Annotated in this window: 25 protein-coding genes; 14 read left to right on the top strand and 11 right to left on the bottom strand. The window is 69.4% G+C overall.

The window, feature by feature from the left end; genetic code table 11:
* Nucleotides 1-8 precede the first annotated feature (8 nt).
* Complete coding sequence (locus L2Z93_RS07015; protein WP_090592236.1) at nt 9-983, top strand: carbohydrate kinase family protein; 975 nt, start codon at nt 9-11, stop codon at nt 981-983.
* Nucleotides 984-1,046: 63 nt separating this feature from the next.
* Here the strand turns inward: L2Z93_RS07015 and asnB are convergent, their stop codons facing one another.
* Nucleotides 1,047-2,978: an asparagine synthase (glutamine-hydrolyzing) gene (gene asnB / locus L2Z93_RS07020; protein ID WP_090592232.1), complete on the bottom strand. Its 1,932-nt coding sequence runs from the start codon at nt 2,976-2,978 to the stop codon at nt 1,047-1,049.
* A 90-nt stretch (nt 2,979-3,068) separates the two neighbouring features.
* On the opposite strand from asnB, the gene ctaC reads away from it, so the two are divergent.
* The 4 genes from ctaC to L2Z93_RS07040 all read left to right on the top strand — a co-directional run bounded on the left by ctaC (nt 3,069) and on the right by L2Z93_RS07040 (nt 6,334).
* On the top strand, nt 3,069-4,148 hold the full coding sequence (gene ctaC, locus L2Z93_RS07025; protein WP_090592228.1) for an aa3-type cytochrome oxidase subunit II: 1,080 nt from the start codon (nt 3,069-3,071) through the stop codon (nt 4,146-4,148).
* A gap of 30 nt (nt 4,149-4,178) precedes the next feature.
* Nucleotides 4,179-4,598, top strand: a complete 420-nt coding sequence (locus L2Z93_RS07030) for a cytochrome c oxidase subunit 4 (protein WP_090592224.1) — start codon at nt 4,179-4,181, stop codon at nt 4,596-4,598.
* A 151-nt stretch (nt 4,599-4,749) separates the two neighbouring features.
* Nucleotides 4,750-5,679 (top strand): MmpS family transport accessory protein, encoded by a 930-nt coding sequence (locus tag L2Z93_RS07035; RefSeq protein WP_128111825.1) that lies wholly within the window; start codon nt 4,750-4,752, stop codon nt 5,677-5,679.
* A 31-nt stretch (nt 5,680-5,710) separates the two neighbouring features.
* The gene (locus tag L2Z93_RS07040) at nt 5,711-6,334 is read left to right on the top strand and encodes a DUF2561 family protein (protein WP_162562013.1); all 624 of its coding nucleotides are present in this window, start codon (nt 5,711-5,713) and stop codon (nt 6,332-6,334) included.
* A gap of 150 nt (nt 6,335-6,484) precedes the next feature.
* Here L2Z93_RS07040 and L2Z93_RS07045 read toward each other — a convergent pair whose 3' ends face one another.
* The 8 genes from L2Z93_RS07045 to ctaE form a co-directional block, all read right to left on the bottom strand.
* Entirely contained in the window at nt 6,485-7,246 is a 762-nt protein-coding gene (locus tag L2Z93_RS07045) for an ATP-binding protein (RefSeq protein ID WP_090588997.1), read from the bottom strand.
* Nucleotides 7,243-7,599, bottom strand: coding sequence for a hypothetical protein (locus L2Z93_RS07050; RefSeq protein ID WP_193438972.1), 357 nt, complete (start codon nt 7,597-7,599; stop codon nt 7,243-7,245). Before L2Z93_RS07050 ends, L2Z93_RS07045 begins: the two co-directional genes overlap by 4 nt.
* 87 nt (nt 7,600-7,686) lie before the next feature.
* On the bottom strand, nt 7,687-9,042 hold the full coding sequence (locus L2Z93_RS07055; protein WP_090585016.1) for an IS256 family transposase: 1,356 nt from the start codon (nt 9,040-9,042) through the stop codon (nt 7,687-7,689).
* 20 nt (nt 9,043-9,062) lie between these two features.
* Nucleotides 9,063-10,409: an IS21 family transposase gene (istA, locus tag L2Z93_RS07060; protein ID WP_260575516.1), complete on the bottom strand. Its 1,347-nt coding sequence runs from the start codon at nt 10,407-10,409 to the stop codon at nt 9,063-9,065.
* 770 nt (nt 10,410-11,179) lie between these two features.
* Nucleotides 11,180-12,847 (bottom strand): cytochrome bc1 complex cytochrome b subunit, encoded by a 1,668-nt coding sequence (qcrB, locus tag L2Z93_RS07065; protein ID WP_090592768.1) that lies wholly within the window; start codon nt 12,845-12,847, stop codon nt 11,180-11,182.
* Nucleotides 12,844-14,004, bottom strand: coding sequence for a cytochrome bc1 complex Rieske iron-sulfur subunit (qcrA, locus tag L2Z93_RS07070; protein ID WP_090592764.1), 1,161 nt, complete (start codon nt 14,002-14,004; stop codon nt 12,844-12,846). Before qcrA ends, qcrB begins: the two co-directional genes overlap by 4 nt.
* Nucleotides 14,001-14,831: a cytochrome bc1 complex diheme cytochrome c subunit gene (qcrC, locus tag L2Z93_RS07075; protein WP_234786255.1), complete on the bottom strand. Its 831-nt coding sequence runs from the start codon at nt 14,829-14,831 to the stop codon at nt 14,001-14,003. Before qcrC ends, qcrA begins: the two co-directional genes overlap by 4 nt.
* A gap of 76 nt (nt 14,832-14,907) precedes the next feature.
* Nucleotides 14,908-15,522, bottom strand: a complete 615-nt coding sequence (gene ctaE / locus L2Z93_RS07080) for an aa3-type cytochrome oxidase subunit III (protein ID WP_090592760.1) — start codon at nt 15,520-15,522, stop codon at nt 14,908-14,910.
* A gap of 111 nt (nt 15,523-15,633) precedes the next feature.
* On the opposite strand from ctaE, the gene trpD reads away from it, so the two are divergent.
* Nucleotides 15,634-16,707 (top strand): anthranilate phosphoribosyltransferase, encoded by a 1,074-nt coding sequence (gene trpD / locus L2Z93_RS07085; RefSeq protein WP_090592793.1) that lies wholly within the window; start codon nt 15,634-15,636, stop codon nt 16,705-16,707.
* Here trpD and L2Z93_RS07090 read toward each other — a convergent pair.
* Nucleotides 16,691-18,502 carry a DEDD exonuclease domain-containing protein gene (locus L2Z93_RS07090; protein WP_234786252.1) on the bottom strand — a complete coding sequence of 604 codons (1,812 nt, stop codon included), beginning with the start codon at nt 18,500-18,502 and terminating at the stop codon, nt 16,691-16,693. The genes trpD and L2Z93_RS07090 overlap by 17 nt on opposite strands.
* A gap of 188 nt (nt 18,503-18,690) precedes the next feature.
* Between L2Z93_RS07090 and L2Z93_RS07095 the strand changes: the two genes are divergently transcribed.
* The 4 genes from L2Z93_RS07095 (at nt 18,691) to L2Z93_RS07110 (ending at nt 22,243) form a co-directional block, all read left to right on the top strand.
* Nucleotides 18,691-18,906: a hypothetical protein gene (locus L2Z93_RS07095; RefSeq protein ID WP_306439051.1), complete on the top strand. Its 216-nt coding sequence runs from the start codon at nt 18,691-18,693 to the stop codon at nt 18,904-18,906.
* A 177-nt stretch (nt 18,907-19,083) separates the two neighbouring features.
* The gene (gene ripC, locus L2Z93_RS07100; protein WP_260575518.1) at nt 19,084-20,235 is read left to right on the top strand and encodes a peptidoglycan hydrolase RipC; all 1,152 of its coding nucleotides are present in this window, start codon (nt 19,084-19,086) and stop codon (nt 20,233-20,235) included.
* A 65-nt stretch (nt 20,236-20,300) separates the two neighbouring features.
* Complete coding sequence (locus L2Z93_RS07105; RefSeq protein WP_234786251.1) at nt 20,301-21,095, top strand: gluzincin family metallopeptidase; 795 nt, start codon at nt 20,301-20,303, stop codon at nt 21,093-21,095.
* Nucleotides 21,096-21,106: 11 nt separating this feature from the next.
* A complete protein-coding gene (locus tag L2Z93_RS07110) occupies nt 21,107-22,243 on the top strand; it encodes a glycosyltransferase family 4 protein (protein WP_090592745.1) in 1,137 nt (378 codons plus the stop codon).
* Nucleotides 22,244-22,249: 6 nt separating this feature from the next.
* On the opposite strand, the gene L2Z93_RS07115 is transcribed toward L2Z93_RS07110, so the two are convergent.
* The gene (locus L2Z93_RS07115) at nt 22,250-24,055 is read right to left on the bottom strand and encodes an AMP-dependent synthetase/ligase (RefSeq protein WP_090592742.1); all 1,806 of its coding nucleotides are present in this window, start codon (nt 24,053-24,055) and stop codon (nt 22,250-22,252) included.
* Nucleotides 24,056-24,165: 110 nt separating this feature from the next.
* On the opposite strand from L2Z93_RS07115, the gene L2Z93_RS07120 reads away from it, so the two are divergent.
* The 4 genes from L2Z93_RS07120 to L2Z93_RS07135 all read left to right on the top strand — a co-directional run bounded on the left by L2Z93_RS07120 (nt 24,166) and on the right by L2Z93_RS07135 (nt 26,701).
* On the top strand, nt 24,166-24,546 hold the full coding sequence (locus L2Z93_RS07120; protein WP_090592737.1) for a polyketide cyclase / dehydrase and lipid transport: 381 nt from the start codon (nt 24,166-24,168) through the stop codon (nt 24,544-24,546).
* 66 nt (nt 24,547-24,612) lie between these two features.
* Nucleotides 24,613-25,047 (top strand): SRPBCC family protein, encoded by a 435-nt coding sequence (locus L2Z93_RS07125; RefSeq protein ID WP_090592733.1) that lies wholly within the window; start codon nt 24,613-24,615, stop codon nt 25,045-25,047.
* Complete coding sequence (locus tag L2Z93_RS07130) at nt 25,044-26,282, top strand: ArsA family ATPase (protein WP_090592729.1); 1,239 nt, start codon at nt 25,044-25,046, stop codon at nt 26,280-26,282. Before L2Z93_RS07125 ends, L2Z93_RS07130 begins: the two co-directional genes overlap by 4 nt.
* On the top strand, nt 26,279-26,701 hold the full coding sequence (locus L2Z93_RS07135; RefSeq protein ID WP_193438938.1) for a hypothetical protein: 423 nt from the start codon (nt 26,279-26,281) through the stop codon (nt 26,699-26,701). Before L2Z93_RS07130 ends, L2Z93_RS07135 begins: the two co-directional genes overlap by 4 nt.
* Nucleotides 26,702-26,756 lie beyond the last annotated feature (55 nt).

Genomic DNA, 26,756 nt, shown 5'->3' on the forward strand with positions numbered 1-26,756 from the left:
GGGCGTTCGTGACCATCGCGGTAACCGGATCAATCGCCACCGACCATCTGATGCGTTTCCCCGGCAAGTTCTCCGAGCAGCTGCTGGCCGAACACCTGCACAAGGTGTCGCTGAGCTTCCTGGTCGACGACCTGGTGGTGCATCGCGGCGGCGTCGCCGGGAACATGGCCTACGCCATCGGCGTGCTGGGTGGAAACGCGGCCCTGGTCGGGGCGGCGGGCGCGGACTTCGCCGACTACCGGGCCTGGCTGGAGAGCGCCGGCGTCGACTGCGATCACGTGCTGATCTCCGAGGTGTCGCACACCGCGCGGTTCGTCTGCACCACCGACGAGGACATGGCGCAGATCGCGTCGTTCTACCCCGGCGCCATGTCGGAGGCTCGCGACATCTCGCTGGCCGACCTGGTCGCCCGCATCGGCGCCCCCGAACTGGTGATCGTCGGCGCCAACGACCCGGCGGCGATGTTCTCCCACACCGAGGAGTGCCGCGCGCTGGGCCTGCCGTTCGCCGCCGACCCGTCCCAGCAGCTGGCCCGGCTGTCCGGCGAGGAGATCCGCGCCCTGATCGGCGGCGCGCAGATATTGTTCACCAACGACTACGAATGGGACCTGCTGCTGAGCAAGTCCGGCTGGACCGAGGCCGAGGTGATGAGCCAGATCGGGCTGCGGGTCACCACCCTCGGCGAAAACGGCGTGGACATCGTCGACCCGGACGGGACGACCGTGCACGTCGACGTCGTCCCGGAGACCGCGAAGGTCGACCCGACGGGCGTCGGCGACGCGTTCCGGGCAGGCTTCCTCACCGCCCGCAGCGCCGGCCTGGACCTGCGTCGCTGCGCCGAACTCGGCTCGCTGGTCGCGGTGCTGGTGCTGGAGTCCACCGGCACCCAGGAGTGGACCTGGAACCGGGACGCCGGCATCGAGCGGATCCGCGCGGCCTACGGGCCCGAGTCGGCCTCCGAGATCGCCGCGGCGCTGCTGTAGCGAGCCGCGGTTCCCAAACCAGCCGGGCACGTGGCCGCGGACAGCACCGCGGCGCTGCTGTAACTACAGCTCGACGGGGTAGACCGGCTCCTGGATATCCGGGGTCACCGACCCGTCGATGAAGATCGCGTGCCACAGCATGAAGATCAGCACCGTCCACAACCGGCGGCTGTGATCGATCTCCCCGGTGCGGTGCTCGTCGAGCATCCGGCGCACGGCGGCCAGATCGACCAGATCGCCGGCTTGGGAGGTGTCGATCATATGGTTGGCCCAGTCCAGCAGCTCACCGGCGCGCAGCCAGTGCCGGATCGGCACCGGGAAGCCGAGCTTCGGCCGGTTGAGCACATGGGCGGGCACCACCGGCTCCAGCGCGCGGCGCAACGCGTACTTGGTGGTGGTGCGGGTGATCTTCTGATCCAGCGGCAACCGGGAGGCCACCGCGAACACCTGCGAGTCCAGGAACGGCACCCGCAGTTCGAGGGAATTGGCCATCGTCATCTTGTCGGCCTTGACCAGGATGTCGCCGCGCAGCCAGGTGAACAGGTCCAGGTGCTGCATCCGGGCCACCGGATCCCAGCCGGCCGAGGCGTCATACAGCGCGGCGGTGACGTCGGTGTGCGTCCAATCCTCGCGGAAATCGGGCAGCACCGCACGCAACTGCTCGTCGGAGAAGCTGCGGGCGTTGCCGTAGTAACGCTCCTCCAGGGTCAGCGACCCGCGGTGCAGCAGGCTCTTGCCGCGCATGCCCTCCGGCAGCGGGCGGCTCATCTTCCCGACCCGCTTGCGCAGCCGCGGCGGCAGGTAGTCGAACGCCTTGAGCGACAGCGGCTCGCGGTAGATGGTGTAGCCGCCGAACAACTCGTCGGCGCCCTCGCCGGAGAGCACCACCTTGACGTGCTTGCGGGCCTCCCGGGCGACGAAGAACAGCGGCACCAGGGCCGGGTCGGCGACCGGCTCGTCGAGGTACCAGACGATCTCCGGCAGCGCGGCGACGAACTCGGTCGGGGAGACCACCTTGGTGATGTGCCGGGCGCCGATCGCCTCGGCGGAGGCCACCGCGACGTCGATCTCGGAGAAGCCCTCGCGTTCGAACCCGGTGGTGAAGGTGATCAGCTTCGGGTTGTGCCGGATGGCCAGCGCGGCGATCGCCGTCGAGTCGATGCCGCCGGACAGGAACGCCCCGACGGTCACGTCGGCGCGCATGTGCTTGGCGACGGAGTCCTCCAGCACGGCGGTGATCTCGTCATAGCGGGCCTGCTCGGCGCCGGCGCGGAACGCCAAGACGGGGAACTTCGGGGTGAAGTAGCGGGTGACGGCAGGCGCCTCGCCGGGCCGGATCACCGCGTAGCTGCCGGACTCCAGCCGTCGCACCCCGGTGGTGAGGGTCTCCGGCTCCGGCACGTACTGCAGCACCGTGTAGTGCTGCACCGCGCGGACATCGATGCCGGTGTCGACGCCGAGGCGGCCGGCCAGGTCCATCAGACACTTCTTCTCGCTGCCCAACACCGTGCCGCCGGGGCCGGTGGCCATGAACAGCGGCTTGATGCCGAACGGGTCGCGGGCGCAGAACAACACGCCGGTGGCGGTGTCCCACAGCGCGAAGGCGAACATGCCGCGCAGCTTCGGCAGCACATCGGGGCCCCAGTGGTGGAACCCGGCCACGATGGCTTCGCCGTCGCCCTCAGTGGCGAACTGCGCGCCGAACTCGTCGGCCAGCTGCTCGCGCAATTCCAGATAGTTGTAGATCTCCCCGTTGAACACCAGCACGTAGCGGTCCGGGGACTCCGGCGGGCCCCAGCGCAGCGGCTGGTGCGAGTGCGCGATATCGATGATGGAGAGCCGGTTGAAACCGAGCACCACCTGAGCGTCGGACCAGGTTCCGGGCTCGTCGGGACCGCGGTGGCGCATCAGGTGCGACGCGCCGGCGACCGCGTCAACCAGATCGTCGGTTACGGGATTTCCGGGGGCGCACACCAGCGCAAGCAGTCCACACATCGAGGCAAGTATGCCCGATTGGGCAGGTGTGTCACGCTCGGCGAACTCATGTGGTCTACGCTGCGTAGTATTCGATTCGCGACGCAGCCCATGCGACTGGAATTGCACACAGGAGGCGCCACCGTGAGAACCCGCGGGCAAGGCATTTCCGGACCCCGCTCGACGCGGCTCCGGAAGATCGCTCTGGTCGGGATGCTGGCTGTCACAGCCATCGCCATGAGCGGTTGCACCTGGAAGGACGCCATCGGGCTCGGCTGGCCCAAGGGCGCCACCGACCAGGCCAAACCCAACTATGAACTGTGGATCTGGTCGGTCGTCGCGGCCTTCGTGATCGGCGCGATCGTGCTGTTCCTGCTGTTCTGGACCACCACCTTCCATCGCCATAAGAAGGGCGATCGGGAACTGCCCCGCCAGTTCGGCTACAACATGCCGCTGGAGCTGGTCCTCACCATCATTCCGTTCGTCATCATCTCGATCCTCTTCTACTTCACCGTGAAGGTGCAGGACGAGATGACCCACCTCGCTGACGACCCCGAGGTCGTCGTCGACGTGACCGCGTTCCAGTGGAACTGGAAGTTCGGCTATCAGAAGGTCAACTTCGACGGCCTGAACTACGACGGCGTCGACGAGACCCGCCAGGGCAAGCTCACCTCGGCGCCCGAGGGCGTCGACGAGCACGGCCACGAGAAGGTCGGCGCGATCCGCGGCAAGAACCCCACCGACCTGAGCTTCCTGAACTTCGACAAGATCGAGACGCTGGGCACCAGCTCGGAGATCCCGGTCCTGGTGCTGCCGGCGCAGAAGCGCGTCGAGTTCGTGCTGAACGCCCGCGACGTGGTGCACTCGTTCTGGGTGCCGGAGTTCCTGTTCAAGCGCGACGTGATGCCGTACCCGGCGGCGAACAACCAGGTCAACCGGTTCCAGGTGACGGGAATGGACGAGGGCGCTGTGGTCGGCCGATGCGCTGAGATGTGCGGCACCTACCACGCGATGATGAACTTCGAGATCCGTACGGTCAGCCCGGAGAACTTCAAGACCTACCTGGCCAAGCGTGAGCAGGGCGCCAGCAACGCCGAGGCGCTGCAGGCCATCGGCGAACCGCCGCTGGCCGTCACCACGGCGCCGTTCGACACTCGCCGCGGCGAGCAGGCGCCCGAGCCCAGGAACTAGGAACGCAGAACAGGGAGCAGGGGACACCTCATGCATATTGAAGCCAGGATCATGGAGATCCTGACCGCGTTCTTCATCCTCGCGACCATCGGCTACGGCGTCCTGACCGCCATGTTCGCCACCAGCGGTCTGGAGTGGGTGGGCGTCGTCGCCCTCGCGCTGTCCGGCGGCCTGACGCTGATCATCGGCACCTTCTTCCGTTTCGTGGCCCGCCGCCTGGACACCCGGCCCGAGGACTACGACGAGGCGGAGATCGCCGACGGCGCGGGCGAGCTGGGCTTCTACAGCCCGCACAGCTGGTGGCCCATCCTGATCGCGCTGTCCGCCTCGGTCACCGCGGTGGCCGGCGCGCTGTGGCTGCCGTGGCTGCTGGTGGCCGGCGTGGCCTTCATCCTGATGTCGGTTTCCGGCCTGGTCTTCGAGTACTACGTCGGCGCCGAGAAGCACTGATTTTTCTCCCCTGAACCCGCAGGTGTCGGTCCGGTAACACCGGCGCCGCGCACCGTGGTCAATCCAGGGTCGGGCCGTCGGCGTTGGGTAGGGTGATCCCGCAGGATCCCCTGCCGCTGGCAGGCGCACGTCGTCACGAAGGACACACAGAATGAGCGAGGCGGAGCCAGGCGCGGAGTCCGGCGGCCGTCATCGGGAACCCGACGCGGGCGCGGAGGAAGACCTCACCGATTACGTGGACGCCGAAATCGTCGACGACGACGTCGAAGGAAACTTCGACGAGCCCGAGGATCCGGATCCGCAGACCTACCAGGCGTACTCCGCGCCGGAGGCCGAGCACATCACCAGCGCGCCATACGTTCCGGCCGACCTGGCGTTGTATGAGTACGACGACTTCGAGCACATCACCGAATACCAGGACGCCCGCCCGCCGCGCTGGCCCTGGATCGTCGGCGTCACCGCCATCCTGGCCGCGATCGCGCTGGTCGTGTCGGTGTCGGTGCTGGTGACCCGCACCGAGACCCGCGACACCGCCGGCGCCGGGACCACGACGACCGTCGCTCCCACCACGCCCGAGCACGACGCCATCCCGACCAGCGTGCCGCCGCCGGAGCCGTCTCCGGAACCTCCGCCGCCGGAGCCCTCCCCGGAGCCGCCACCGCCCCCGTCGCCGACGCAGCCGCCGCCCCCGCCGCCGGAGCCCGAGCCGACGCAGCCGCCGACCGTGGTGGCCCCGGAACCCGAGCCCGAACCCGAACCGTCTCCGGAGCCGCCGCCTCCGACGACGACCCCGCCGCCGACGCGCTCGGCGCCGAAGCAGATCACCTATTCGGTGACCGGGACCAAGTCGCCGGGTGACATCATCACAGTCACCTACACCGACGCCAACGGCAGGAGTAAGACCCTGCGCAACGTCTACATCCCGTGGTCGTTCACCGTGACCCCGATCTCCCAATCCGAAGTGGGATCGGTGTCGGCGTCGAGCCTGTTCCTGGTGAGCAGGCTGAACTGTTCGATCACCACCAGCGACGGGCAAACCCTGTCGTCCAACCAGAGCAACTCCGCGCAGACGGCCTGCTGATGGGCCGCTGTACAGGGAACGAGGCATGAACATGGCAGACCGCAGCCCGCTGGCCCGATTTATGGGATCTCCGGAGGACACCGACCGCGCGTCGATCATCGGCTGCGGCGTGGTCTGGCTGATCACGCTGGCGCTGACCGTCGCGGCCCTGGTCGCGCTGGCCGGGATGGGCTCCCCGGAGCGCCCCGAGGTCGAGGTCGACGGCGACGGCGGCTCCACCTGGTGGCTCTGGCTGATCATCGGGGTGTCCGCGGCGATCATCGCCGGGTCGATCCCGCTGCTGATCCGCGCCCGTCGCGCCGCCGAGGCCGAGCCGTCCCGGGTGGCGGTGTCCCGCCCGGTGCTGCGCAAGGCCGTCGACCGGGATCCGAGCGAGCCTGCCGAGCCTGCCGCGAAGAAGAGCCCGGTGGCCCCGGAGGTCCTGGACCGGATCCTGCTGCGCGGCCTGCTCGCCGTGCTGACCCCGACGGGCGCCGCGCTCGGCGCGGTGGCCCTGTCCGCGCTGCTGATGGCCCGCAGCTACGACACCGCGGCCTGGATCTTCCTCGGCATCGCCGGCGCGATCACCGTCGCGATGGTGGTGGTGCCGGAGTTGTTCGTCAAGGAGCTCAAGAACGAGGTGGCCGCCGGGCGGGACGAGCTCGCCGACGCCTGAGTCGACGAGCGGGCGAGCCTGCGAGTCCGTGAGGAGAGCTCGGGCGTTCTGGCACCGCCTGATGTTTAGCAGGGGCGTTCGGTAGCGGTTGTGTGACGAAGTGGTAGCGCGGGCGCGGGGATCGGGTAGCGGTCCTCGCGCCCGCGCTTTCTACTCGGTCGCAGTCTCGTGGCCGTGCCGGCGCATGTTGGGTCCGTCGAGCTGGACCAGTTCGGCGGTGGAGACGATGCGGTTGAGGATGGACTCGGCGATGACAGCGTCGTGTAGGGATCGGTACCAGTCTTCGGGGTCGAATTGGCTGGTGACGACGGTGGATCCGCGGCCTTCTCGGGCGGCGAGGATGTTGAGCAGTTCGGCGGCGGTTTCGCCGGTGATCGGGGTGGTCAGGAAGTCGTCGAGGACGAGCAGTTCGCAGGTGTGCACGCCGGTGAGGAACGTCAGCCGCCCGGCGTCGTGGCGTTGGTAGACCGCGAGCTGGTTGGCCAGGTCGTCGAGCCGGAAGTATCTGGCGGTGTAGTCCCGGCGGCAGGCGGCGTTGACCAGGGCTTGGGCCAGATACGACTTGCCGACGCTGGATTTGCCGAGGATGACCAAGTTGTGTGTGCGGTCGATCCACCGGCATGCGGCGAGGCGCTCGATCAAGTCCCGGTTGATGTTTCGGCCATCGAGGTAGTGGATGTCTTCGACGCAGGCCGCTGGATTCGGTGTCCGGGAGGCTTTGAGGAGCTTGAGCACACGCCGCTCGGCGCGAGCGGCGGTCTCCTGCTCCAGGGCGTGGCGGATCTTTCGGGAGAAGCTCCACTGGTCGTAGGTGGGGTCGTTGGCGATGTCGATGACGGCTTCGCCGAAGGCGGTCATCCGCAGTTTGGTGAACACGGGCATGTCATCGACGCTGAGGTGCTGGTCATTCATCGCTGGACTCCCGCCCCGGCGTCATCGCCACCGTCATCGGTGCGCCGGTCACCGGTGGTGAGCGCGTCGAGGCTGAACGCTTCGGCGCCGGCCAGGTGCGCGCGGCTGGTGTCACGGCCGGCCACCCCGGCCGCTGCGGGTCTGGATGCTGGCGTGATCGGGTTGGCGGCATCGCCGTCCCCGCCGATGGTGGTGGGTCGTTGGTTGCCGTCGGCGCGCAGCGCGCTGATGCGGTGTTTGACCGCGGTGTAGGTGATCGGCCGGTGCGCGTCCTCGGCGATGAGCTCGCGGCAGGCAGCCTCCAGCAGCATCCGGTTGGCGCTGGCGCGTTTGCCCAGGTCCAGGATGTTCATGCAGGACCGGTAGCCCTGGGCCTCGATCGCGAGCGTGTCAAGTCTTTTGTGTAAGTCGTTTCCTCTGATGTTGTCGTTTGGTGTGTTCTACAGGTGGGGCTCGATGCGGTCTGGGTAGACCAGCACGAGCTGTTCGAGGGCTTTCTTCCAGTTGGTGACCACTTGTCCTTCCACGAGGCGTCCGGCGGCCTTTCGGTTATGTTTCTGGCCGCGTTCCTTGGCCCGTTCGGCGGCGCGTTTGTCTTCGATGTTGCAGATCGCCAGCCAGAGCAGTTTCACCACCGCGGCGTCGTTGGGGAACTGCCCGCGGGTCTTGGTGACCTTGCGAAGTTGGTAGTTCAACGACTCGATCGAGTTGGTCGTGTAGATCACCCGGCGTAGCTCTGGAGGGAACTCCAGGAAGGGGATGAATTGCTCCCATGATCGATCGAAAACCATTGTCACAGTGGGGTTTTTCTTGCCCAAATCTGATGCGGTGAACGCATCCAGCTCGGCGCGGGCGGCATCGGCGTCAGCGGCGGTGTAGATCGGCTTGAGCGCGGCGGCCACGGCCTTGCGGTCCTTGTAGGACACGAACCGCAGCGCGTTGCGGATCAGGTGCACCACGCAGGTCTGGACGGTGGCCTGCGACCAGGTCGCCGTGATGGCCTCGGGGAACCCGGTGAGCCCGTCGCAGCACACGATAAGCACGTCACGCACCCCTCGGTTGGCCAGATCAGCGCAGACCGACGCCCAGAACGAGGCTCCTTCGTTCTGCTGGACCCAGATGCCCAGGACATGCTTGACGCCGGCCATATCGACGCCCACGGCGATGTGCGCGGCCTTGTTGCGGGTGTGGCCGCCGTCTTTGACCTTCACCACGATCGCGTCGAGGTAGATCACCGGGTACAGCGCATCCAACGGGCGACGCTGCCAGGCAAGGACCTCATCGGAGATCTCGTCGACGATCTTGGAGATCGTCTCATGAGACACCTCGGCGCCGATCGTTGATTGCAGGTGAAATTGGATGTCCCGCAACGTCATCCCGCCGGCATACAGCGAAACGATCATGTCATCGAGCCCACCGAGCCGGCGCTGTCCCTTGGGCACCAGCCGCGGCGTGAACGACCCGTCACGGTCCCGAGGCACCTCCAACGAGACCGGGCCGGCCTCAGTCTGCACGGTCTTGGCCGAGTGCCCGTTACGGGCGTTCGGCAGGCCCCGGCCGGCCGGGTCGCCCTTCTCATAGCCGAGATGATCGGTCAGCTCGGCGGCCAGGCCCCGCTCCAACGCGAGCTTGATCAGCCCGGGCAGCAGGCCACCCTCACCGGTCAGCGCGACCTCGCCGGAGTCGATCGAGGCCAGCAGCTCATCGACCGCCCCGGATGCCCGCAGCGCCTCGGCCACCTCCACCGTCGACGCGGCCTCAGCCAGCCGCGCGTCCAAATCCCGATCTGTCGTCATGCCCTGAGATCCTTCCCTTGTCAGGACTTACACAGACCATCTGACACCCCCTCGATCGCCTTGCCATCGAGCAGCCGGGTGAGCGCGGCCACCGTGGCCGGGCCGACCTTGCCGGCCTGGCGCAGGAAGTAACCGCGGGTCCACAATCCGGTCACCGACTCATAGTGCGGGGGCGCGTGCTCAGGGTCGGTGACATAGCCGTTGCGGTGCCGGCCCTGCTGGTGGGCGGCGATGATCTGCCCATCGGCGAGCACCTCGATCGTCGTGCCGATAATCCGCACGTCCACCCCGCGCCCGGCGAACCGGTAGGGCACCGAGTACTTGATGGTGTCGAGCTGGATATGCCAATCCCGGTGCACCTTCGCCTTGCGCCAGCACACCGGTTCCCACCGCTGCTCGGGCAACCCGATGAGCTCGCCGCGCTCATGGTCGTCGAACCAGCCACGCCGCGCCCGCGCCTCCCCGCGAAACGGGGTCCGGTCGTTGATCTGCTCGACTTGGGCGGCGACCGCCGCGTTGAGGTCATCAAGGCAGGCGAACACCCGATCGGCCAGGAAGTGGATCACCCAGTTGGTGATGACCTTCACCCCCGCTTCGGCGTTCCCTTTGTCCCGCGGGCGATTTGAGCGTGTCGGCACCGCCGCGGCCCCATAGTGGGCCAGGAAATCCTGATACGAGGCGTTGACGTCGCGGGCCCGGTCGATGCGGCTGATCTGGTTTGACGCCGTCGAAGCGTTGTCCGGGACGATCACCTGGGCGACCCCGCCGAAATACTCGAACGCCCGCCGATGCCCATCGCACCACGCGGGCTGTTTCTCATCGAAGTAGCCGTAGGCGAACACCATCCCCGAGAACGGCAACGTCGCCACGAACACCGACACCGGTGTCACCGCCCGGGTGATCGGATCGGTCACCTTCATCGGCGTGCCCGCCCAATCGACCTGCATCGTATGCCCCGGCACGTGGGCGATCGGCACACTCAGATCGTTGACCCGGACGTGCTCGGTGACGATCTGGCAGTAGCGCTCATACCCGTAGAACCGGGCGCCCGGGGCCGCATCGGATCGCAGGTACTGGCTCCACAGCACCTTCAACGGCGGCTTCTTGCGACCCAGCCGCGCCGCGACGACCTTGTCGATATCGACCGGCACGAACTCACTGGCCACGTTCTTGCGGCCATCGGCGAACAGCCGATCCAGATCCTCAGCGGTCAGCGCCGCGACCTGCTCGGCGGTGCTCAACTGCTCCTCATCGAGCACACGGCGGGCCCGGGCGATCGCCCGGTGCGAGCACCCCGCCATCGCTTCGATCTGCCTATAGGCCAGTCCCTGCACCAGCAGGCCCATCACATACCGGTAATCCGTCATCCGCGGGATCCCTCTCAATCGCCGCGACCCCTGCGGCCACGGATGAAAGCGATCCTCGAACAGCGCTACCAGATACCCGCGCCACTGCTACCGGATAGTTACACAGGCGCTACCGAAAGCCCCGGCTTAACACCTGAGTCGACGAGCGGGCGAGTCGAGCTCGGGTCTGGCCCGGTTGTTGCCTGCGGGCCAGGTGGGGCTCACGGGGCGGATGGGATTCGTCCGAGGCGGATTGGGATTTGTCGCGCCTCGATTTGAGAACCTACGTCGCCTGGTGAGAACTCAGGTCGCTTAGTGAGAACTGGCGTACCTGTTTTTCATCGGTTGAGAACTGAGGTACACGTTGTTCGAGTAGAGCCATGCGCTGGTTCTCAGTCGATGAAAATGGCCTCCGTCAGGTCTCACTGACGTACCTCAGTTCTCACCAGCCGCCACCAGCTCTCAGTCGATGCGGCGATCTCCATGAATTCTCACCAGCCGCCACCAGTTCTCAAATCGACCATGAGGACCCGGGGCGCTCGGTCCGGGTGGGGGTCGGCGCCCGTCCGCGTCTAGGGTGTGCGCCCCGGCGACGACGTCTTCGTCGACCTGGCCCACGAGCCTGCCGCTCGCGCGCCCGGCGCAGACGGGGTAGGGGAGTGCGGCCCCGCCAACCCCAGAACCTGGCAAACCCCAGAATCCCAAGCCCCCAAACCCAGAACCTCGGAGCCTCGAACCCCCAGAAACGACTGTGGCCCCGGAAATCCCCGGGGCCACAGCGCAGCTTGGATCTAGCGGCCGTCGACTCCGACGACCTCCTCGTCCTGGTATTCCTTCAGCGCGGTGAGCGCCTTGTGCTCGGCCTCGTGCTCGGCGCGGGTCAGCGCCCGGTCCTCGGCCGGCGGGTCGGCGGTCAGGAAGCTGCCGGAGCCCGGCCGTCCGCCGGCGCCCAGCTTGTTCATCTTCTTCGGCAGCGCGGCGCCCTCGTACGGCAACGGAATCGGGTGTCCGTGGTCGTCGACCGGGCCGAGCGGCTGGTGCAGCTCGATGTACGCGCCCTCCGGCGTCCGCTTGATGATGCCGGTCTCGATGCCGTGCTCCAGGGTGTCGCGGTCGCTGCGCTGCAGGCCGACGGCCCACCGGTAGGTGATGAAGTACACCAGCGGCGGCAGCACGATCATGCCGATGCGGCCGATCCACGTCGTCGCGTTCAGCGAGATGTGGAACTTCAGCGCGATGACGTCGTTCATGGCCGACAGGGTCAGCACCATGTAGAACGCGATGGCCATGGCGCCGATGGCGGTGCGGACCGGAGCGTCACGCGGACGCTGCAGCAGGTTGTGGTGCGCGTCGTCGCCGGTGAACTTCTTCTCCAACCACGGCCACGCGCCCAGCAGACCGAACACCAGGCCCATGATGACCGCGACCCAGGTGGACGCCGGGATGGTGTGGCCGAACGGGTAGAACTCCCAGGCCGGCCAGATACGCGCCAGGCCTTCCGTCCACATCATGTAGAAGTCCGGCTGGCTGCCCGCGGACACCTGCGACGGCCGGTAGGGGCCGAGCGTCCAGATCGGGTTGATGGTGAGCAGGCCGCCCATCAGGCCCAGGATGCCGACGGTGATCGCGAAGAACGCGCCCGACTTGACCGCGAACACCGGCATGACGCGCACGCCGACGACATTCTTCTCGGTGCGCCCGGCGCCCGGGAACTGGGTGTGCTTCTGGAACCACACCATCGCCAGGTGGATGCCGATCAGGGCCAGGATGATGCCCGGGATCAGCAGGATGTGCATCGCGTACAAGCGCGGGATGATCAGGCCGGCCCCGGTGGCCACACAGTCGTTGCCCATCTGGCCGCAGGGGAAATCGCCGCCGAACAGGCCCCAGTGCAACCAGGAACCGATCACCGGCATGCCCAGGGTGATCGACGACAGCGCCGCGCGCAGGCCGATGCCGGACAGCAGATCGTCGGGCAGCGAGTAGCCGAAGTAGCCCTCGAACATGGCCAGGATCAGCAGCAGCGTGCCGATCACCCAGTTCGCCTCACGCGGGCGGCGGAACGCGCCGGTGAAGAAGATGCGGGCCAGGTGCACCATGATCGACGCCGCGAACATCAGCGCTGCCCAGTGGTGGACCTGCCGGACGAACAGGCCGCCGCGGACCTCGAAGCTGATGTCCAGCGCCGAGGCGTACGCCTTCGACATCTCGATGCCGCGCAGCGGTTGATAGACACCCTGGTAGGTGACCTCGGCCATGGACGGGTCGAAGAACAGCGTCAGGTAGACGCCGGTCAGCAGCAGCACCACGAAGCTGTACAGCGCGATCTCGCCCAGCAGGAAGGACCAGTGGGTGGGGAACACCTTGTTCAGCTGGCGGCGCAGCGCCCCCGACGGGTGGTACCGCGAATCGATCTCGTCGCCCTGCTTGGCGAGCCGGTCTCCAATTTTCGAACTCATGACTTGCGCTCCCAGAAGGCCGGTCCGACGGGTTCGATGAAGTCACCATTGGCGACCAGGAACCCATCCTGGTCGATGGTGATCGGTAGCTGCGCCAGCGCGCGCGCCGCCGGGCCGAAGATCGGTTTGGCGTAGGTGAGCGCGTCGAACTGGGACTGGTGGCACGGGCAGAGGATCCGGTAGGTCTGCTGCTCGTAGAGCGACGACGGGCAGCCCAGGTGCGAGCAGACCTTCGTGTAGGCGAACATGTCGCCGAAGTGGAAGCTCTCCTGGCCCTTGCGGAAGGTGACCTTGTCCAGATCCTCGGGCCGGATGCGGATCAGCATCACCGGGTTGCGGACGCCCATCAGGATCTTGTTCAGATTGTGGTGCGACTCGGGGGTGGTGCCGTCGCCGTCGGCCTCACGCCACGGGAACACCGTCTCCATGCCGCCTGCGTCGATGTCTTCGGCGCGCATCTTGATGAACGGGGAGTGGCTGTCGCCGGTGGCGCGGGCCAGGTAGATGGTCTCGCCGTGGTACCGCGGGGTCCAGCCCGAGGTCCACAGCACGGCCTTCTTGCCCTCGGCGGTGGGGACGACGGGCTTCCACGGGTTCTTCACCAGGCCGCCGATGAACGCGACGCCGGTGCCGAGGCCGAAGGTGCCCAGCGCCAGACCGGCGGTCGCGCCGATCATCTTACGGCGCTTGATCGTCGAGCCCTCCAGGGCGTCGTTCAGGGTGGCCGCGATGGTCTTGCGGTCCAGCTCCGAGGACGCGCCGTCGTGGCGGTCCTGGACCGAGATCTCCTCGGGGATGAACTTCTTCTGGAACAGCACCGCGCCGATGCCGATGGCCAGCACCGACAGACCGAAGGTCAGGCCGTAGAGCGGGGTGGCCAGGTTGTAGAGGAAGTTGCCCTCCTCGCCGGCGGCCTTGTATTCCCAGGGCCAGAACAAGAAGATCAGCAGCAGCGCCAGCCCGCTGATGCCCGCGATGAGCATCCAGATGGCCACGGTGCGCTCGGCGCGCTTCTCCGCGCGGGTGCCCTCGACGGGCCAGCGCGGCTCCTTGAAGATCGTCGTGACGCCGTCGAGCTCGCCGCCGAGGCGGACCAACTCCTCGCGCGACATGCCGGCGAGCTGCTCGTCGGTGGGACGGGGGGTGTTCTCACTCATGCGCGTGCTCCGATCCACATCGCCAGACCGATCAACGCCACCATGCCGACGAACCACATCGCCATGGCCTCCGACGTCGGGCCGAACCCGCCGAGGCCGTAACCGCCCTGGCTCGGCGTCGTCGACGCGTCGCGGACGTAGGCGACGATGTCGCGCTTCTCCTCGGGGCTGAGCTGACGGTCGGAGAACTTCGGCATGTTCTGCGGGCCGGTGAGCATGGCCGCGTAGATGTTCGCCGGGGTGGTCTCACCGAGGTCCGGGGCCCACTTGCCCGACGACAGCGCGCCGCCCTTACCGGTGAAGTTGTGGCAGGAGGCGCAGTTCAGCCGGAACAGGTCGCCGCCGCGGGCGATGTTGCTGCCCAGCAGGGACTCCTCGCTGACCTTGCCGTCGGCGTCGCGCGGGATCAGCGGGCCGCCGCCGTTGGCCTGGATGTAGGCGCCCAGCGCGTCGATCTGGTGATCGTCGAACTTGGCCTTCTTGGCCGGGGCCTGGGAGTTCAGGCTCATCGCCGGCATGCGGCCGGTGGACACCTGGAAGTAGACGGCGGCCTCGCCGACGCCGATCAGGCTCGGGCCGCGGTCGGGCACACCCTGCAGGGCGGCGCCGTGGCAGGACACACACGAGGTGTCGTAGAGCTCTTTGCCTTCGCGCAGCACGGCCGAGGAGGCTTCGTCGGCCACCGCGACCTGGGGCCGCGGGGTCAGCACGGCGGCCAGCGTGCCGGCGAACGCCAGCGCGAGGACCAGCAGCACACCGGCTGACAGCCGTCGGCGCAGTTTGCGCCGGGACCGGTCACCGCCGGTCGCTGGGGACAACCGCGAGATCTTCAACCGAGCACTCCTGTCCGTCGGGGGCTGGGGCTGTGTGGCCAGGGGGTTGGGTTCGTGGGTCACCGAACGCTCACCGCACGAAGTAGATGACGGCGAACAGCGCGATCCACACGATGTCCACGAAGTGCCAGTAGTAGGACACCACGATCGCGGCCGTCGCCTGGGCCGGGGTGAACTTGGCCATGGTCGTTCGCAACAGCAGCAGCACGAAGGCGATCAGACCGCCGATGACGTGCAGACCGTGGAAGCCGGTGGCCAGGTAGAACACCGTGCCGTAGGCGCTGCCGGGGATGGTGGTGCCGTGCTGGACCAGGTGCACGTACTCGTAGGCCTGGCCGAGCACGAAGAAGGTGCCCATGGCCAGGGTGAGCAGGTACCACCGGCGCAGCCCGAACACGTCGCCGCGCTCGGCGGCGAACACGCCCATCTGGCAGGTGAACGACGAGGCGATCAGCACCAGGGTCACCGGCACGGCCAACGCGAGGTTCAACTCGGTAGGCGGCGGCGGCCACCCGGTGTCTCCAGCCTGGGCGCGCGCAGTGAAGTAAATCGCGAACAAACCAGCGAAGAACATGAGCTCGCTGGAGAGCCACACGATGGTGCCGACACTGACCATGTTTGGCCTGTTCAGCGAATGTACGCGCGACGTAATTGCCGTCCCTGAAGTTCCCACAGCGCTCGTCACAGGAGCAAGTATGACGCTTTGTAGTTGGTCTTCTCCACCCGGACCCCAAAATCGGTTCAGAACTGGGGTCCCGCGGTCTTCGCGGACCGCGTCCCATGGCACGATCAGACGGTGACCGAAACCCCCCGCGAATCCGATCCGCAGACCACATGGCCGCAGGTCCTGGGCCGATTGACCGAGTTTCAGAACCTGCTCGGCGGGCAGTCCGGGTGGGCCATGGAGCAGATCATGACCGGCGCGGCGAGTCCGGCTCAGATCGCCGCCTTCGGCGTGTCGATGAAGATGAAGCGCCCCACGGCCGCCGAAGTGGGTGAGCTGGCCGACACCATGCTGGCCCACGCGCGCCGTCTTCCGGCCGACGCGATCGGCGCCGACGCCGTCGACATCGTCGGGACCGGGGGCGACGGCGCCAACACCGTCAACCTGTCCACCATGGCCGCCATCGTGGTCGCCGCCGCCGGGGTTCCGGTGATCAAGCACGGCAATCGGGCGGCGTCGTCGCTGTCCGGCGGCGCGGACACCCTGGAGGCCCTCGGGGTGCGCATCGACCTGGACCCCGACGAGGTGGCCCGCTGCGTTTCCGAGGTCGGCATCGGCTTCGCGTTCGCCCCGGTGTTCCACCCGTCCTACCGGCACGCCGGGGTGGCCCGCCGGGAGATCGGCACGCCGACGGTGTTCAACCTGCTCGGCCCGCTGACCAATCCGGCCGCCCCCCGCGCCGGCCTGATCGGCTGCGCGTTCGGCGATATGGCCGAGGTGATGGCCGGGGTGTTCGCGGCGCGGCGGTGCAGCGTGCTGGTGGTGCACGGCGACGACGGCCTCGACGAGCTCACCACCACCACGACGTCGACCATCTGGCGGGTGCAGGCCGGCACCATCGACAAGCTGACCTTCGACCCGGCCGGCTTCGGTTTCCCGCGCGCGCAGCTGTCCGAACTGCTCGGCGGCGACGCCGAGGCCAACGCCGCCGAGGCCCGCGCGGTGTTCTCCGGCGCCACCGGGCCGGTGCGCGACGCGGTGATCCTCAACGCCGCCGGCGCGCTGGTGGCCCACGCCGGCCTGAGCGCCAGCGCCGAGTGGCTGCCGGCCTGGGAGGCCGGGCTGAGCCGGGCCGCCGAGGCGATCGACTCCGGCGCCGCCGGTCGGCTGTTGGCGCGCTGGGCGCAGTTCACCCAGCGGCGCTGAGTTTCCCCTCGGCGGTCAGCTTCCCCTCGGCGGTCAGCTTCCGCCGCGGCGCGGGCCGCTGGACGGCCGCCAGATCCTCGCCTGCGGCCAGTAACTCGTCTGCGGCCAACCGCGCCGATCGCGCGGTGGCCGCCCACTCCGCCCAGCGTCCCGCCGCCCGCGCGGGCGAGGCCCAGCCGTCGTCGCAGCGCACGATCCGCACCCCCGGACCGGCCAGCCAGCGCGCCAGCAGTCCGGTCTCCTCGACCAGCGCGCCGCCGAGTGGCTCGTCGCGGCGCAGCACCGTCTGACCGGCCGCGCACAGCGCGTCGACCACCGGCATCGGGGCCACGCCGCGCGCCGCGTTGCCGGCGGCGGCCAGCTGCCCATGCCGGATCACCGCGAGCTCCCAGCCGCCCGCGCCGTCCGGGCGGGCCGCGACCAGCTCACCGACCTCGGCGAGCGACCGCAGCCGCTGACCCCGCCACAACCCGTCCACAGCGACCGCGATGTGGTCTCGCAGCCGGGCCGCGTTCTCGTAGCGCCCGGCCGCCGCGAGCTCGTCGACCCGGGCGATGGCGCCGGCCAGCGGCGCGCCGTCGGAACCCTCGATGACCGCGGCGGCCCGGGCCACCGCGGCCGCGTAGTCCAGCGGGCCGATGTCCTGGGTCGCTGGGCAGGGCGTCACCTCGCGGTCCGGGCAGCGGTGCCGGCCGGCGCGGCCCAGACGTCCGGCGCAGGTGCGCAGCCCGCTGTGCCGGGCCAGCAGCGCGGCGGTGTCGGCGGCCTCCGATCGCGCCCGGAACGGCCCGATCACCCGGTCGTGGGTGGGTCGCCGGATCACCGAGAACCGGGGGAACGGCTCGTCGGTGAGGGTCAGCCACCACCAGCGGTGCGGGAACCTCGAGCGCCGGTTGTACGGCGGGGCGTGCGCGGCCAGCAGCCGCAGCTCGCGCACCCCGGCCTCCAGCGCGTGCGCGCATTCGACGTGGTCGACGGCCTCGGCGAGGTTCACCATCTCCTTGATCCGCCCGCGCGGATCGGCGCCGGTGAAGTACTGGCCGACGCGGCGGCGCAGGTCCACCGCGGTGCCGATGTAGAGCACCTCCGCGCCCGGACCGCGGAACAGGTAGACCCCGGGCCGGTGCGGGACGGCCGCCGCCAGCTCCCGTTTGCGGCGCTGCGCCGGGGTGGCGTTCGAGGTGTAGCCGCGCAGCTCGCCGAGGCTGCGCACTCCCTGGTTGCCGACGCGGCCGATCAGCGCGTGCAGCACCTCGACGGTGGTCCGGGCGTCGTCGATCGCGCGGTGGGTGGGCTGGCAGGCGGTGCCGAACAGTCCGGCCAGCGTCGCCAGCCGCACGCTGGGGGCCTCCTGCCGGGACAGCACCCGACGGGCCAGCCGCACGGTGCACAGCACCTGCGGACGCGGCCAGTCGATTCCGCACGCGGCGGCGGCGGCCTTGAGGAACCCGATGTCGAACCCGGCGTTGTGCGCGACGAGGACCGCGCCGCGGGCGAACTCCAAGAACATCGGCAACACCGCGGCGATCCGCGGGGCGTCGCGGACCATCGCGGTGGTGATCCCGGTCAGCTGAACCACCTGCGGCGGGATCGGCCGGCCCGGATCGACCAGGGTGGCGAACTCGCCGAGCACCTGCCCGCCGCGGACCTTGACCGCGCCGATCTCGGTGATGGCCTCGGTGTTCGAACTGCCGCCGGTGGTCTCCAGGTCGACCACCACGAAGGTGGTGTCGGCCAGCAGCAGATCGGTCGCCGAGGTGTCCGCCAGGTCGGCGAAGCTCAACTGGTCGCTCACATGTTCGGACGCTACTTGGCTCCGCAGACAAACCCCGACAAGCTCTTCGCCCCTCGCACGGTGTCGGACGCCGACGAAGCTCTTCGCAGCTCGTTCCTCGCCGCTTGACTTCGTCGGGGTGTCTCGACCTGTCGGACCCGACATCTAGCGTCACCGACATGACTAATATGACGTCAGAAAGGACACCCATGCCGGATCGCGAAGAGCCGATGCTCATCGATTGCGACGACTGCGCGGTGCGCGGACCGGGCTGCCGGGATTGCGTGGTCAGTGTGCTGCTGGGGACCCCGGAGACCCTGCTGGCCGATGAGCGGACGGCGCTGGAGGTGCTCGCCGAGGCCGGGATGGCGCCCCGGCTGCGGCTGGTGCCGGTTCACCGCGACGGCAGATCGGGGGTGGCTTGAGACAAACTCCAGATGTCCTGTGGGTGTCGCCACACTTTGGCCGCGGTACTCGACATGAGTTAAATTGGGTCTTCCGGATGGACAACGCCGAGACCGTTTCGTAACCTATTCGAGACCTAAGGCGATCTGGCGGCGCTGCGGCAGCGGTGCGCCGAGGGCAATTGTGAGGACACCCACTTGAGGTTTGAACGTTCCGCGCGCGCACTGCGCGTGTCCAAGCGCACGATGACGGCTGCGATCGTCGGTTTCCTCGTCATCACCGGCGCGACGGTGGGCGTCGGCCACGCCGACCCCGCAGACGACGCGCTGGCCCAGCTGCAGGAACTGTCCCGCACCGCCGAGCAGACCAACGAGGCCGTCAACGCCGCCCAGGACGACCTGGACGCGAAGCTGGCCGCGCAGACCGCCGCCGAGCAGCAGCGGGACAGCGACGCCGCCGCCCTGCAGACCGCCCAGACCAAGCTGGCCGGTTACCAGACCAGCGTCGACGAATTCGCGGTCGCCACCTACATGAGCGGGCAGACCGGCGAACTCGGCGCGGTGCTGACCGCCACCTCCCCGCAGGGGCTGATCGACCAGTTGTCGCTGCAGCGCGTCATCGGCACGCAGCTCGCGACGACCATGGCCGACTTCCGCGCCGCCCGCGAAGACACCATCAAGGCCGCCGCCGCGTCGGCCGAGTCCGCCGCGCAGGCCAAGACCGCCGCCGATCAGGCCGCCACCGTCCGCGCCGGCCTGATGGAAAAGCAGAGCGAACTGCAGCGCAAGATCGCCGTCGTCCGCGCCCAATACGAACAGCTGACCCCGCAGCAGCGCGTGCAGCTCGCCGACCCGGGTCCGGTCCCGGCCGGCCCCGAGGTGCTGGCCGCCCCGGCGCCCGGCCTGCCCGAGGCCGTCCCGCCGGTCGACAACCCGGCCAACCCGGCCGCCCCGGAGGCGATCCCGCCGGGTGACGTGGCCGCGCCGCTGCCAACGTCCTCCGGCCACGGCGGCATCGTCGTGCAGGCCGCGCTGAGCAAGATCGGCTCGCCGTACGCGTGGGGCGGCACCGGTCCGGGCGCCTTCGACTGCTCAGGTCTGGTGAACTGGGCCTACCACCAGGCCGGCATCGGCCTGCCGCGGTCCAGCTACGCGCTGGCCGCCAACGGCACCCCCGTCTCCCGCGACGAACTGCAGCCCGGCGACGTGGTGAACCACTACGGCGACGCCTCGCACTCCAGCATCTACATCGGTGACGGCATGGTGGTGCACGCCTCCACCTACGGCGTCCCGGTGCGGGTGGTCCCGCTGGACGCCGCCGGGCCGTTCTTCAACGCCCGCCGGTACTGATCCGTCGACGTCGGCGGATCCGCGTCCTGGCGGCCGCCGTCTGCCTCGCCACCGCCGCGGCGGCGGTGCCGCTGACCAACACGTCACCGGCGACGCAACCCACCCCGGCGCACGCCGGACCGGCCCAACCCGCCCCTGCGACATCGGCTGAGCCCCGCGTCATCGTCGGTGGCCGCGAAATCGTCGTCGCCGGCACGCCGAACGCGTTGACCGACCGCGCAGGCGCGCACCTGCCCGCCGCCATCGCCACCGTCGAGCGGTTCTGGGGCCCGGACTGGCCGCGGCAGATCGTCGTGCAAGCCGCGCCGTCGGACACCGCGTTCGCCGAACTCACCCGCATCGGCCCAGACGCCGAGCACATCGCCGCGGCCGCCGTCGCCGAATGGGTCGACCCCAGCCACGGCATTGCCGTCGGACAGCGCATCGTGCTGGCGCCCGGCGCGTCGGCGCTCACCGACGACGACTTTCAGCTGGTGCTGACCCACGAGCTGTTCCACTACGCGACCCGCGCCGACACCGCCCTGGACGCCCCGCGCTGGGTGCAAGAAGGCGTCGCCGACTACGTCGCCCGCCCGGCGCCGACCGTGTCGACCACGCCGACCGCCCCGGACCGGCTGCCGGAGGACGCCGACTTCGCCGCCACCGAGCCCGCGGAACTGTCCGTCGGCTACGACCGCGCCTGGTTGTTCGCCCGTTTCATCGCGCAGCGCTACGGCTCGGACCGGCTCAGGGAGCTCTACCGGCGCGCCGCGGGACCCGGTCACCCGGACACCGCGACGGCGCTGACCGAGACGCTCGGGGCAGACGAAGACCAGCTGCTGGCGGACTGGCGCGCGCACGCCTCAGGCCAGCCGGGCTAGCCTGACAACCGATGACTCGGATTCTGCTGGTAACCAACGATTTCCCGCCGCGGCCCGGCGGCATCCAGTCCTACCTGGAGCAGTTCGCCACCCGGTTGGCCGAGACCGGCGAACACCAGCTGACGGTGTACGCCCCGCGCTGGAAGGGCGCCGAGGCCTACGACCAGGCGGCCGGCTTCCAGATCGAGCGCCATCCCACCACTTTGATGCTGCCCGAGCCGCGGGTGGACTCCCGGATGCGCGCCCTGATCAGGGCCAACGACATCGAAACCGTGTGGTTCGGCGCGGCCGCGCCGCTGGCGCTGCTGGCCGACCGGGCCCGCTCCGCCGGGGCGCAGCGGGTGCTGGCCAGCACCCACGGCCACGAGGTGGGCTGGTCGATGCTGCCGGTCGCCAGTTCGGCGCTGCGCCGCATCGGCGAGCACACCGACGTCGTCACCTTCGTCAGCCGCTACACCCGCGGCCGGTTCGCCGCCGCGTTCGGCCCGCGCGCGGTGATGGAACACCTGCCGCCCGGGGTGGACACCGACCGGTTCGCCCCGGACCCGGGCGCCCGCGCCGACCTGCGCGCCCGCTATCGGCTGGGGGAGCGGCCCACCGTGGTCTGCCTGTCCCGGCTGGTGCCCCGCAAGGGCCAGGACATGCTGATCCGGGCGTGGCCCGAGATTCGACGCCGGGTGGACGGGGCCGCGCTGGTCATCGTGGGCGGCGGCCCGTACGGCGATCACCTGCGCAAGCTGGCCGACGAACACGACGTCGCCGAGCACGTGGTGTTCACCGGCGGGGTGCCCGCCGCCGAACTCCCCGCGCATCACACCATCGCCGACGTGTTCGCCATGCCATGCCGCACCCGCGGCGCCGGACTGGACGTCGAAGGCCTGGGCATCGTGTTCCTGGAGGCCTCGGCGACCGGTGTGCCGGTGGTCGCCGGGGACTCCGGCGGCGCCCCGGAGACGGTGATCGACGGGCAGACCGGGACCGTGGTGCCCGGCCGCGACCTGGATCGGATCACCACCGCGGTGGCAGACCTGCTGGCTGACCCGGACACCGCGGCCGCCATGGGCGCGGCCGGCCGGGAATGGGTGTGCGCGCAGTGGCGGTGGGACCGGCTCACCGAGCGATTGGGGGAGCTGGCGCGGCTGCGCTGAGCCCCCTCAGCCGTGCCCGTACAGCGCGGCGATCTCCGCGGCGTAGCGCTCGGCCACCACCTTGCGCTTGAGCTTCAGGGTGGGGGTCAGCTCCCCGGTCTCGACGGTGAAGTCCACCGGCAGGATGGTGAACTTGCGGATCGACTCGGCGTGCGACACCGCCCGATTGGCGTGCGTGACGGCCTCATCGATCGCCGCGTTCAGGTCCGGGTCGTTCGCCAGGTCGGCGACGCTGGCGCCGGGATCCTTGCCATGGTGGGACTTCCAGCCGTCCCAGGCCTCCGGGTCGACGGTGATCAACGCCGCGATGAACGGCTCCGCGTCGCCGACGGCCATCGCCTGGCTGATCAGCGGGTGTGCGCGCAGCTGGTCCTCGAGCACCGCCGGCGCGACGTTTTTGCCGCCCGCGGTGACGATGATCTCCTTCTTGCGGCCGGTGATCCGCAGGAACCCGTCGGCGTCGACGTCGCCGAGGTCGCCGGTGTAGAACCAGCCGTCGTGCACGGCGTCGGCGGTTGCCTGCTCGTTCTGCCAGTAGCCGTGGAACACCACGCCGCCGCGGACCAGCACCTCGCCGTCGTCGGCGATGCGCAAGCTGTTGCCGCCCAACAGTTTTCCGACGGTGCCCACCCGCATGTCGCCGATCCGGTTCACCGTGATCGCGGCGGAGGTCTCGGTGAGGCCGTAGCCCTCGTAAATGGTCAGCCCGACGCCGCGGTAGAAGTGGCACAGCCGCGCGCCCAGCGGCGCCCCGCCGGACACCGAGGCGGTGCAGTCGCCCCCGAGCGCGGCCCGCAGCTTGTGGTAGACCAGCTTGTCGAACAGGGCGTGCTTGATCTTGAGCATCAGGCCCGGGCCGTTCGGGTCGTCCATCGCCTCGCTCCACGCGATCGCGGTCTCGGCGGCGATGTGGAAAATCTTGCCCTTGCCGTCGTTGGCGGCGTTCTGCTCGGCGGTGTTGTAGACCTTCTCGAACACCCGCGGCACCGACACCACGACGGTCGGCTTGAACACCGAGAACATCGGCACCAGATTCTTGATGTCGCTGGTGAACCCGACGGTGACCTTGTTGTGGAACGCGGCGATGGACAGCGCGCGGGCCAGCACGTGCGCCAGCGGCAGGAACACCAGCAGCTTCTGCCCGCGGTCCAGCAGCGTGGGCAGCGCGTCCTTGGCGCCGCGGGTCTCGTAGAGCAGGTTGGAGTGCGTCAGCTGGCAGCCCTTGGGCAGGCCGGTGGTGCCGGAGGTGTAGATCATGGTCGCCGGGTCGGTGGACCGCAGGGCGGCCACCCGCTTGTCGACCTCGCCCGGATCGATCTCTTCGCCGTCGGCGGTCAGCACGCTGAGGGCGTCGCCGCCGCCGTCGCGCAGGTTCAGCACGTCGCGCAGCGCCGGCAGGTCAGCGCGCAGGCCCTCGGCGATCTCCAGATGCTGATCGGTTTCGGCGATCAGCAGCACCGCGGCGGAATCCTGCAGCACCCAGCGAACCTGGTCGGCCGAGGAGGTCTCGTAGATCGGCACGGTGAGCCCGCCGACGCTCAGGATGGCGTAGTCCAGGATGGCCCACTCGTAGCGCGTGCCGGACAGGATCGCGACCCGGTCGCCGGGCGTCACGCCGCGGGCGATCAGACCGCGGGCCACGCCGCGGATCTGCGCGGCGGCCTCGGCCGCGCTGACATCCGTCCAGGCGCCGTTGACCAGGCGCTGGAAGATCGGGTAATTCGGGTCGGAACGTTCATGCTCATACACCGCGGAGACGATGTTGTCGGTGTCCTCGACGGTGAACGTCGCGGGAGCATTGAATTCACGCACAGGCCGGCTCGCTTTCGCAGTTGTGATCACGCCCAGCTTAAACACAGGAACCGCCGGCCTGGGACGACCCTCACACTCGCGGGGCCGGTGTGGTGTGTGAAGCTAAGACGGTGAACAGCTTCCAGGTGGCCGACGAGACCTTCGTCGCCGCCGACCCGGCGGCCGTCGGCGCCGCGGTTGGCGACCCGGCCCGGTGGCGGCGCTGGTGGCCGGATCTGCGCCTGAGGGTCATCGAGGACCGCGGCCCGGCCGGGGTCCGCTGGCAGGTCGCCGGACCGCTGACCGGGACCATGGAGATCTGGCTGGAGCCGATGCTCGACGGGGTGCTGCTGCACTACTTCCTGCACGCCGAGCCAACCGTCGCCGACCCCAAACTCGATCTCGCGCAAGCCAATCACCGCCGCCGGGTGGCCGGCAAACGGATGTCCTTCGAGGTGAAATCGGAGCTGGAACGCGGCCGCCCGGTGGGGGTGGCGCCGGCGGGCGCCTAACGTCGCGACGACGGGACGGGTACCGTTTCCCTCCAGGAATCCCCGGCTAAGACAGGTAGCGCGAACGTGGCGGACAAGACCACCCAGACCATCTATATCGACGCGGACCCCGGCACGGTGATGGACGTCATCGCCGATATCGAGTCCTACCCGGACTGGGTCAAGGAGTACCAGGAGACCGAGGTGCTGGAGTCCGACGACGCCGGCAACCCGAAGACCGCGCGCCTGGTGCTCGACGCCGCCGTGCTCAAGGACACCATGGTGCTGGAGTACGACTGGGCGCCCGACCGCTCGTCGGTGCGCTGGAAGCTGGTGTCCTCCTCGCTGCTGCGTTCCCTCGACGGCGCCTATCGCCTGGCGCCCAAGGGCGAGGGCACCGAGGTCACTTACGAGTTGGCCGTCGACCTGCTCATCCCGATGATCGGGCTGCTCAAGCGCAAGGCCGAGCGGCGGTTGACCGACACCGCGCTCAAGGACCTGAAGAAGCGGGCCGAAGCCTGAGCTCGGGAGCCACCCGGATCAGTCTGTTCGTCGGCAAGGGCGGTGTCGGCAAGTCCACCCTGGCCTGCGCGACGGCGGTGCGTGACGCCGAAGCCGGGTTCCGGGTGCTGATCGTCTCCACCGACCAGGCGCATTCGCTCGGCGATGTGCTCGGCGCGGACGTCCCGCCGACCGGCGGCCGCGAGCCGGTGCGCGTGCTCACCGAGCCGGAGGAAGGCTGCCTCGACGCGCTGGAACTCGACACCCTGGCGTTGCTGGAGGACGGCTGGCGCAAGATCGCCGGCGTTGTCGCGCAACGGTTTCCGGACTCCGACCTCGGCGGTGTGGCGCCCGAGGAACTGTCCGCGCTGCCCGGCGCGCAGGAGGTGCTGGGCCTGCACACCGTCGGGGAACTGGCCGACTCCGGCCGCTGGGACCACGTGGTGGTCGACTGCGCCTCCACCGCCGACGCGCTGCGGATGCTGAGCCTGCCGTCGACGTTCGGGCTGTACCTGGAGCGGGCCTGGCCGCGGCACCGCCGACTCTCCACCTCCTCCGGCGACGCGACCGGCGCGCTGGTCGACGCGCTGGAGCGGATGGCCGCCGGCCTGGACCGCCTCGGGGAGTTGCTGGCCGACGGAGATCGGGTGTCGGCGCATCTGGTGCTGACCGCCGAACAGGTGGTCGCCGCCGAGGCCGTGCGCACCCTCGGCGCGCTGTCGCTGGTGGGGGTGCGCGTCGAGGAGCTGATCGTCAACCAGGTGCTCACCACCGACGACGACTACGCCTACGACAACCTGCCGCGGCATCCGGCGTTCACCTGGTACGCCGAGCGGATCGCCGAACAGACCCGGGTGCTCGACGGGCTGTCGGAGTCCATCGGCGAGGTGGAGCTCATCCTGGTTCCGCACCGCAGCGGCGAGCCGATCGGCCCGACGGCGCTCGGCGCGCTGCTCGACAGCGCCCGCCGCCGGCGGGGCTGCCCGCCGCCGTCGCCGCTGCGGCCGGTGGTGGACCGCGAATCGGGATCCGGTCTGGAAGCGGTCTACCGAATGCGGCTAGAGTTGCCGAAAGTCGATCCGGGCGCGTTGACGTTGGGCCGGGCCGACGACGATCTGGTCATCGGTATCGGGGGATGGCGCCGCCGGGTGCGGCTGGCGTCGGTGCTCCGGCGGTGCGTCGTCGTCGACGCCGGGCTGCGCGGCTCGGAACTGACGGTGAGATTCCGACCGAATCCGGAGGTGTGGCCGAAATGACGGACAGCCACGCGGATCTCGGCGCGGACCTGAGCCAGCTCGCCAACCAGTTGCTGGACAAGCTGGAGCCCATCGTGACGACGGCGGCGTTGCTCACTGAGGGCGCCGAACCGAGCCCGTGCCAGGAGCAATGGTGCCCGGTGTGCGCGCTGGCGGCGCTGGTGCACGACCAGGACCACCCGCTGCTGCAGCTGATCGCCGAGCACAGCGTCACCCTGATGAGCGCGGTCCGGATGGCGGTGGCGCAGCGGTCCCCGAAGCCCGCCCCGCCGAGCCCGCCGCCGCCGGACAATCCGGCCGGTCCGCCGCCGCGGGAACCCGACCCCGAGCCGGCCGTCGAGCCCGCCCCCGAACCTGCCGCCGCGGAGGTTTCCGCGGCCGTTCGCTACCACCGCATTCCGGTGACCGTCCAGCCGTAGGGGCGGGTAAGGTTGTGCCCGTCGCGCCGATCGGCGCGGCGGGTTCGACGCGGGA

The organism is Mycolicibacterium brumae (assembly GCF_025215495.1).
GTDB classification, from domain to species: Bacteria; Actinomycetota; Actinomycetes; order Mycobacteriales; family Mycobacteriaceae; genus Mycobacterium; species Mycobacterium brumae.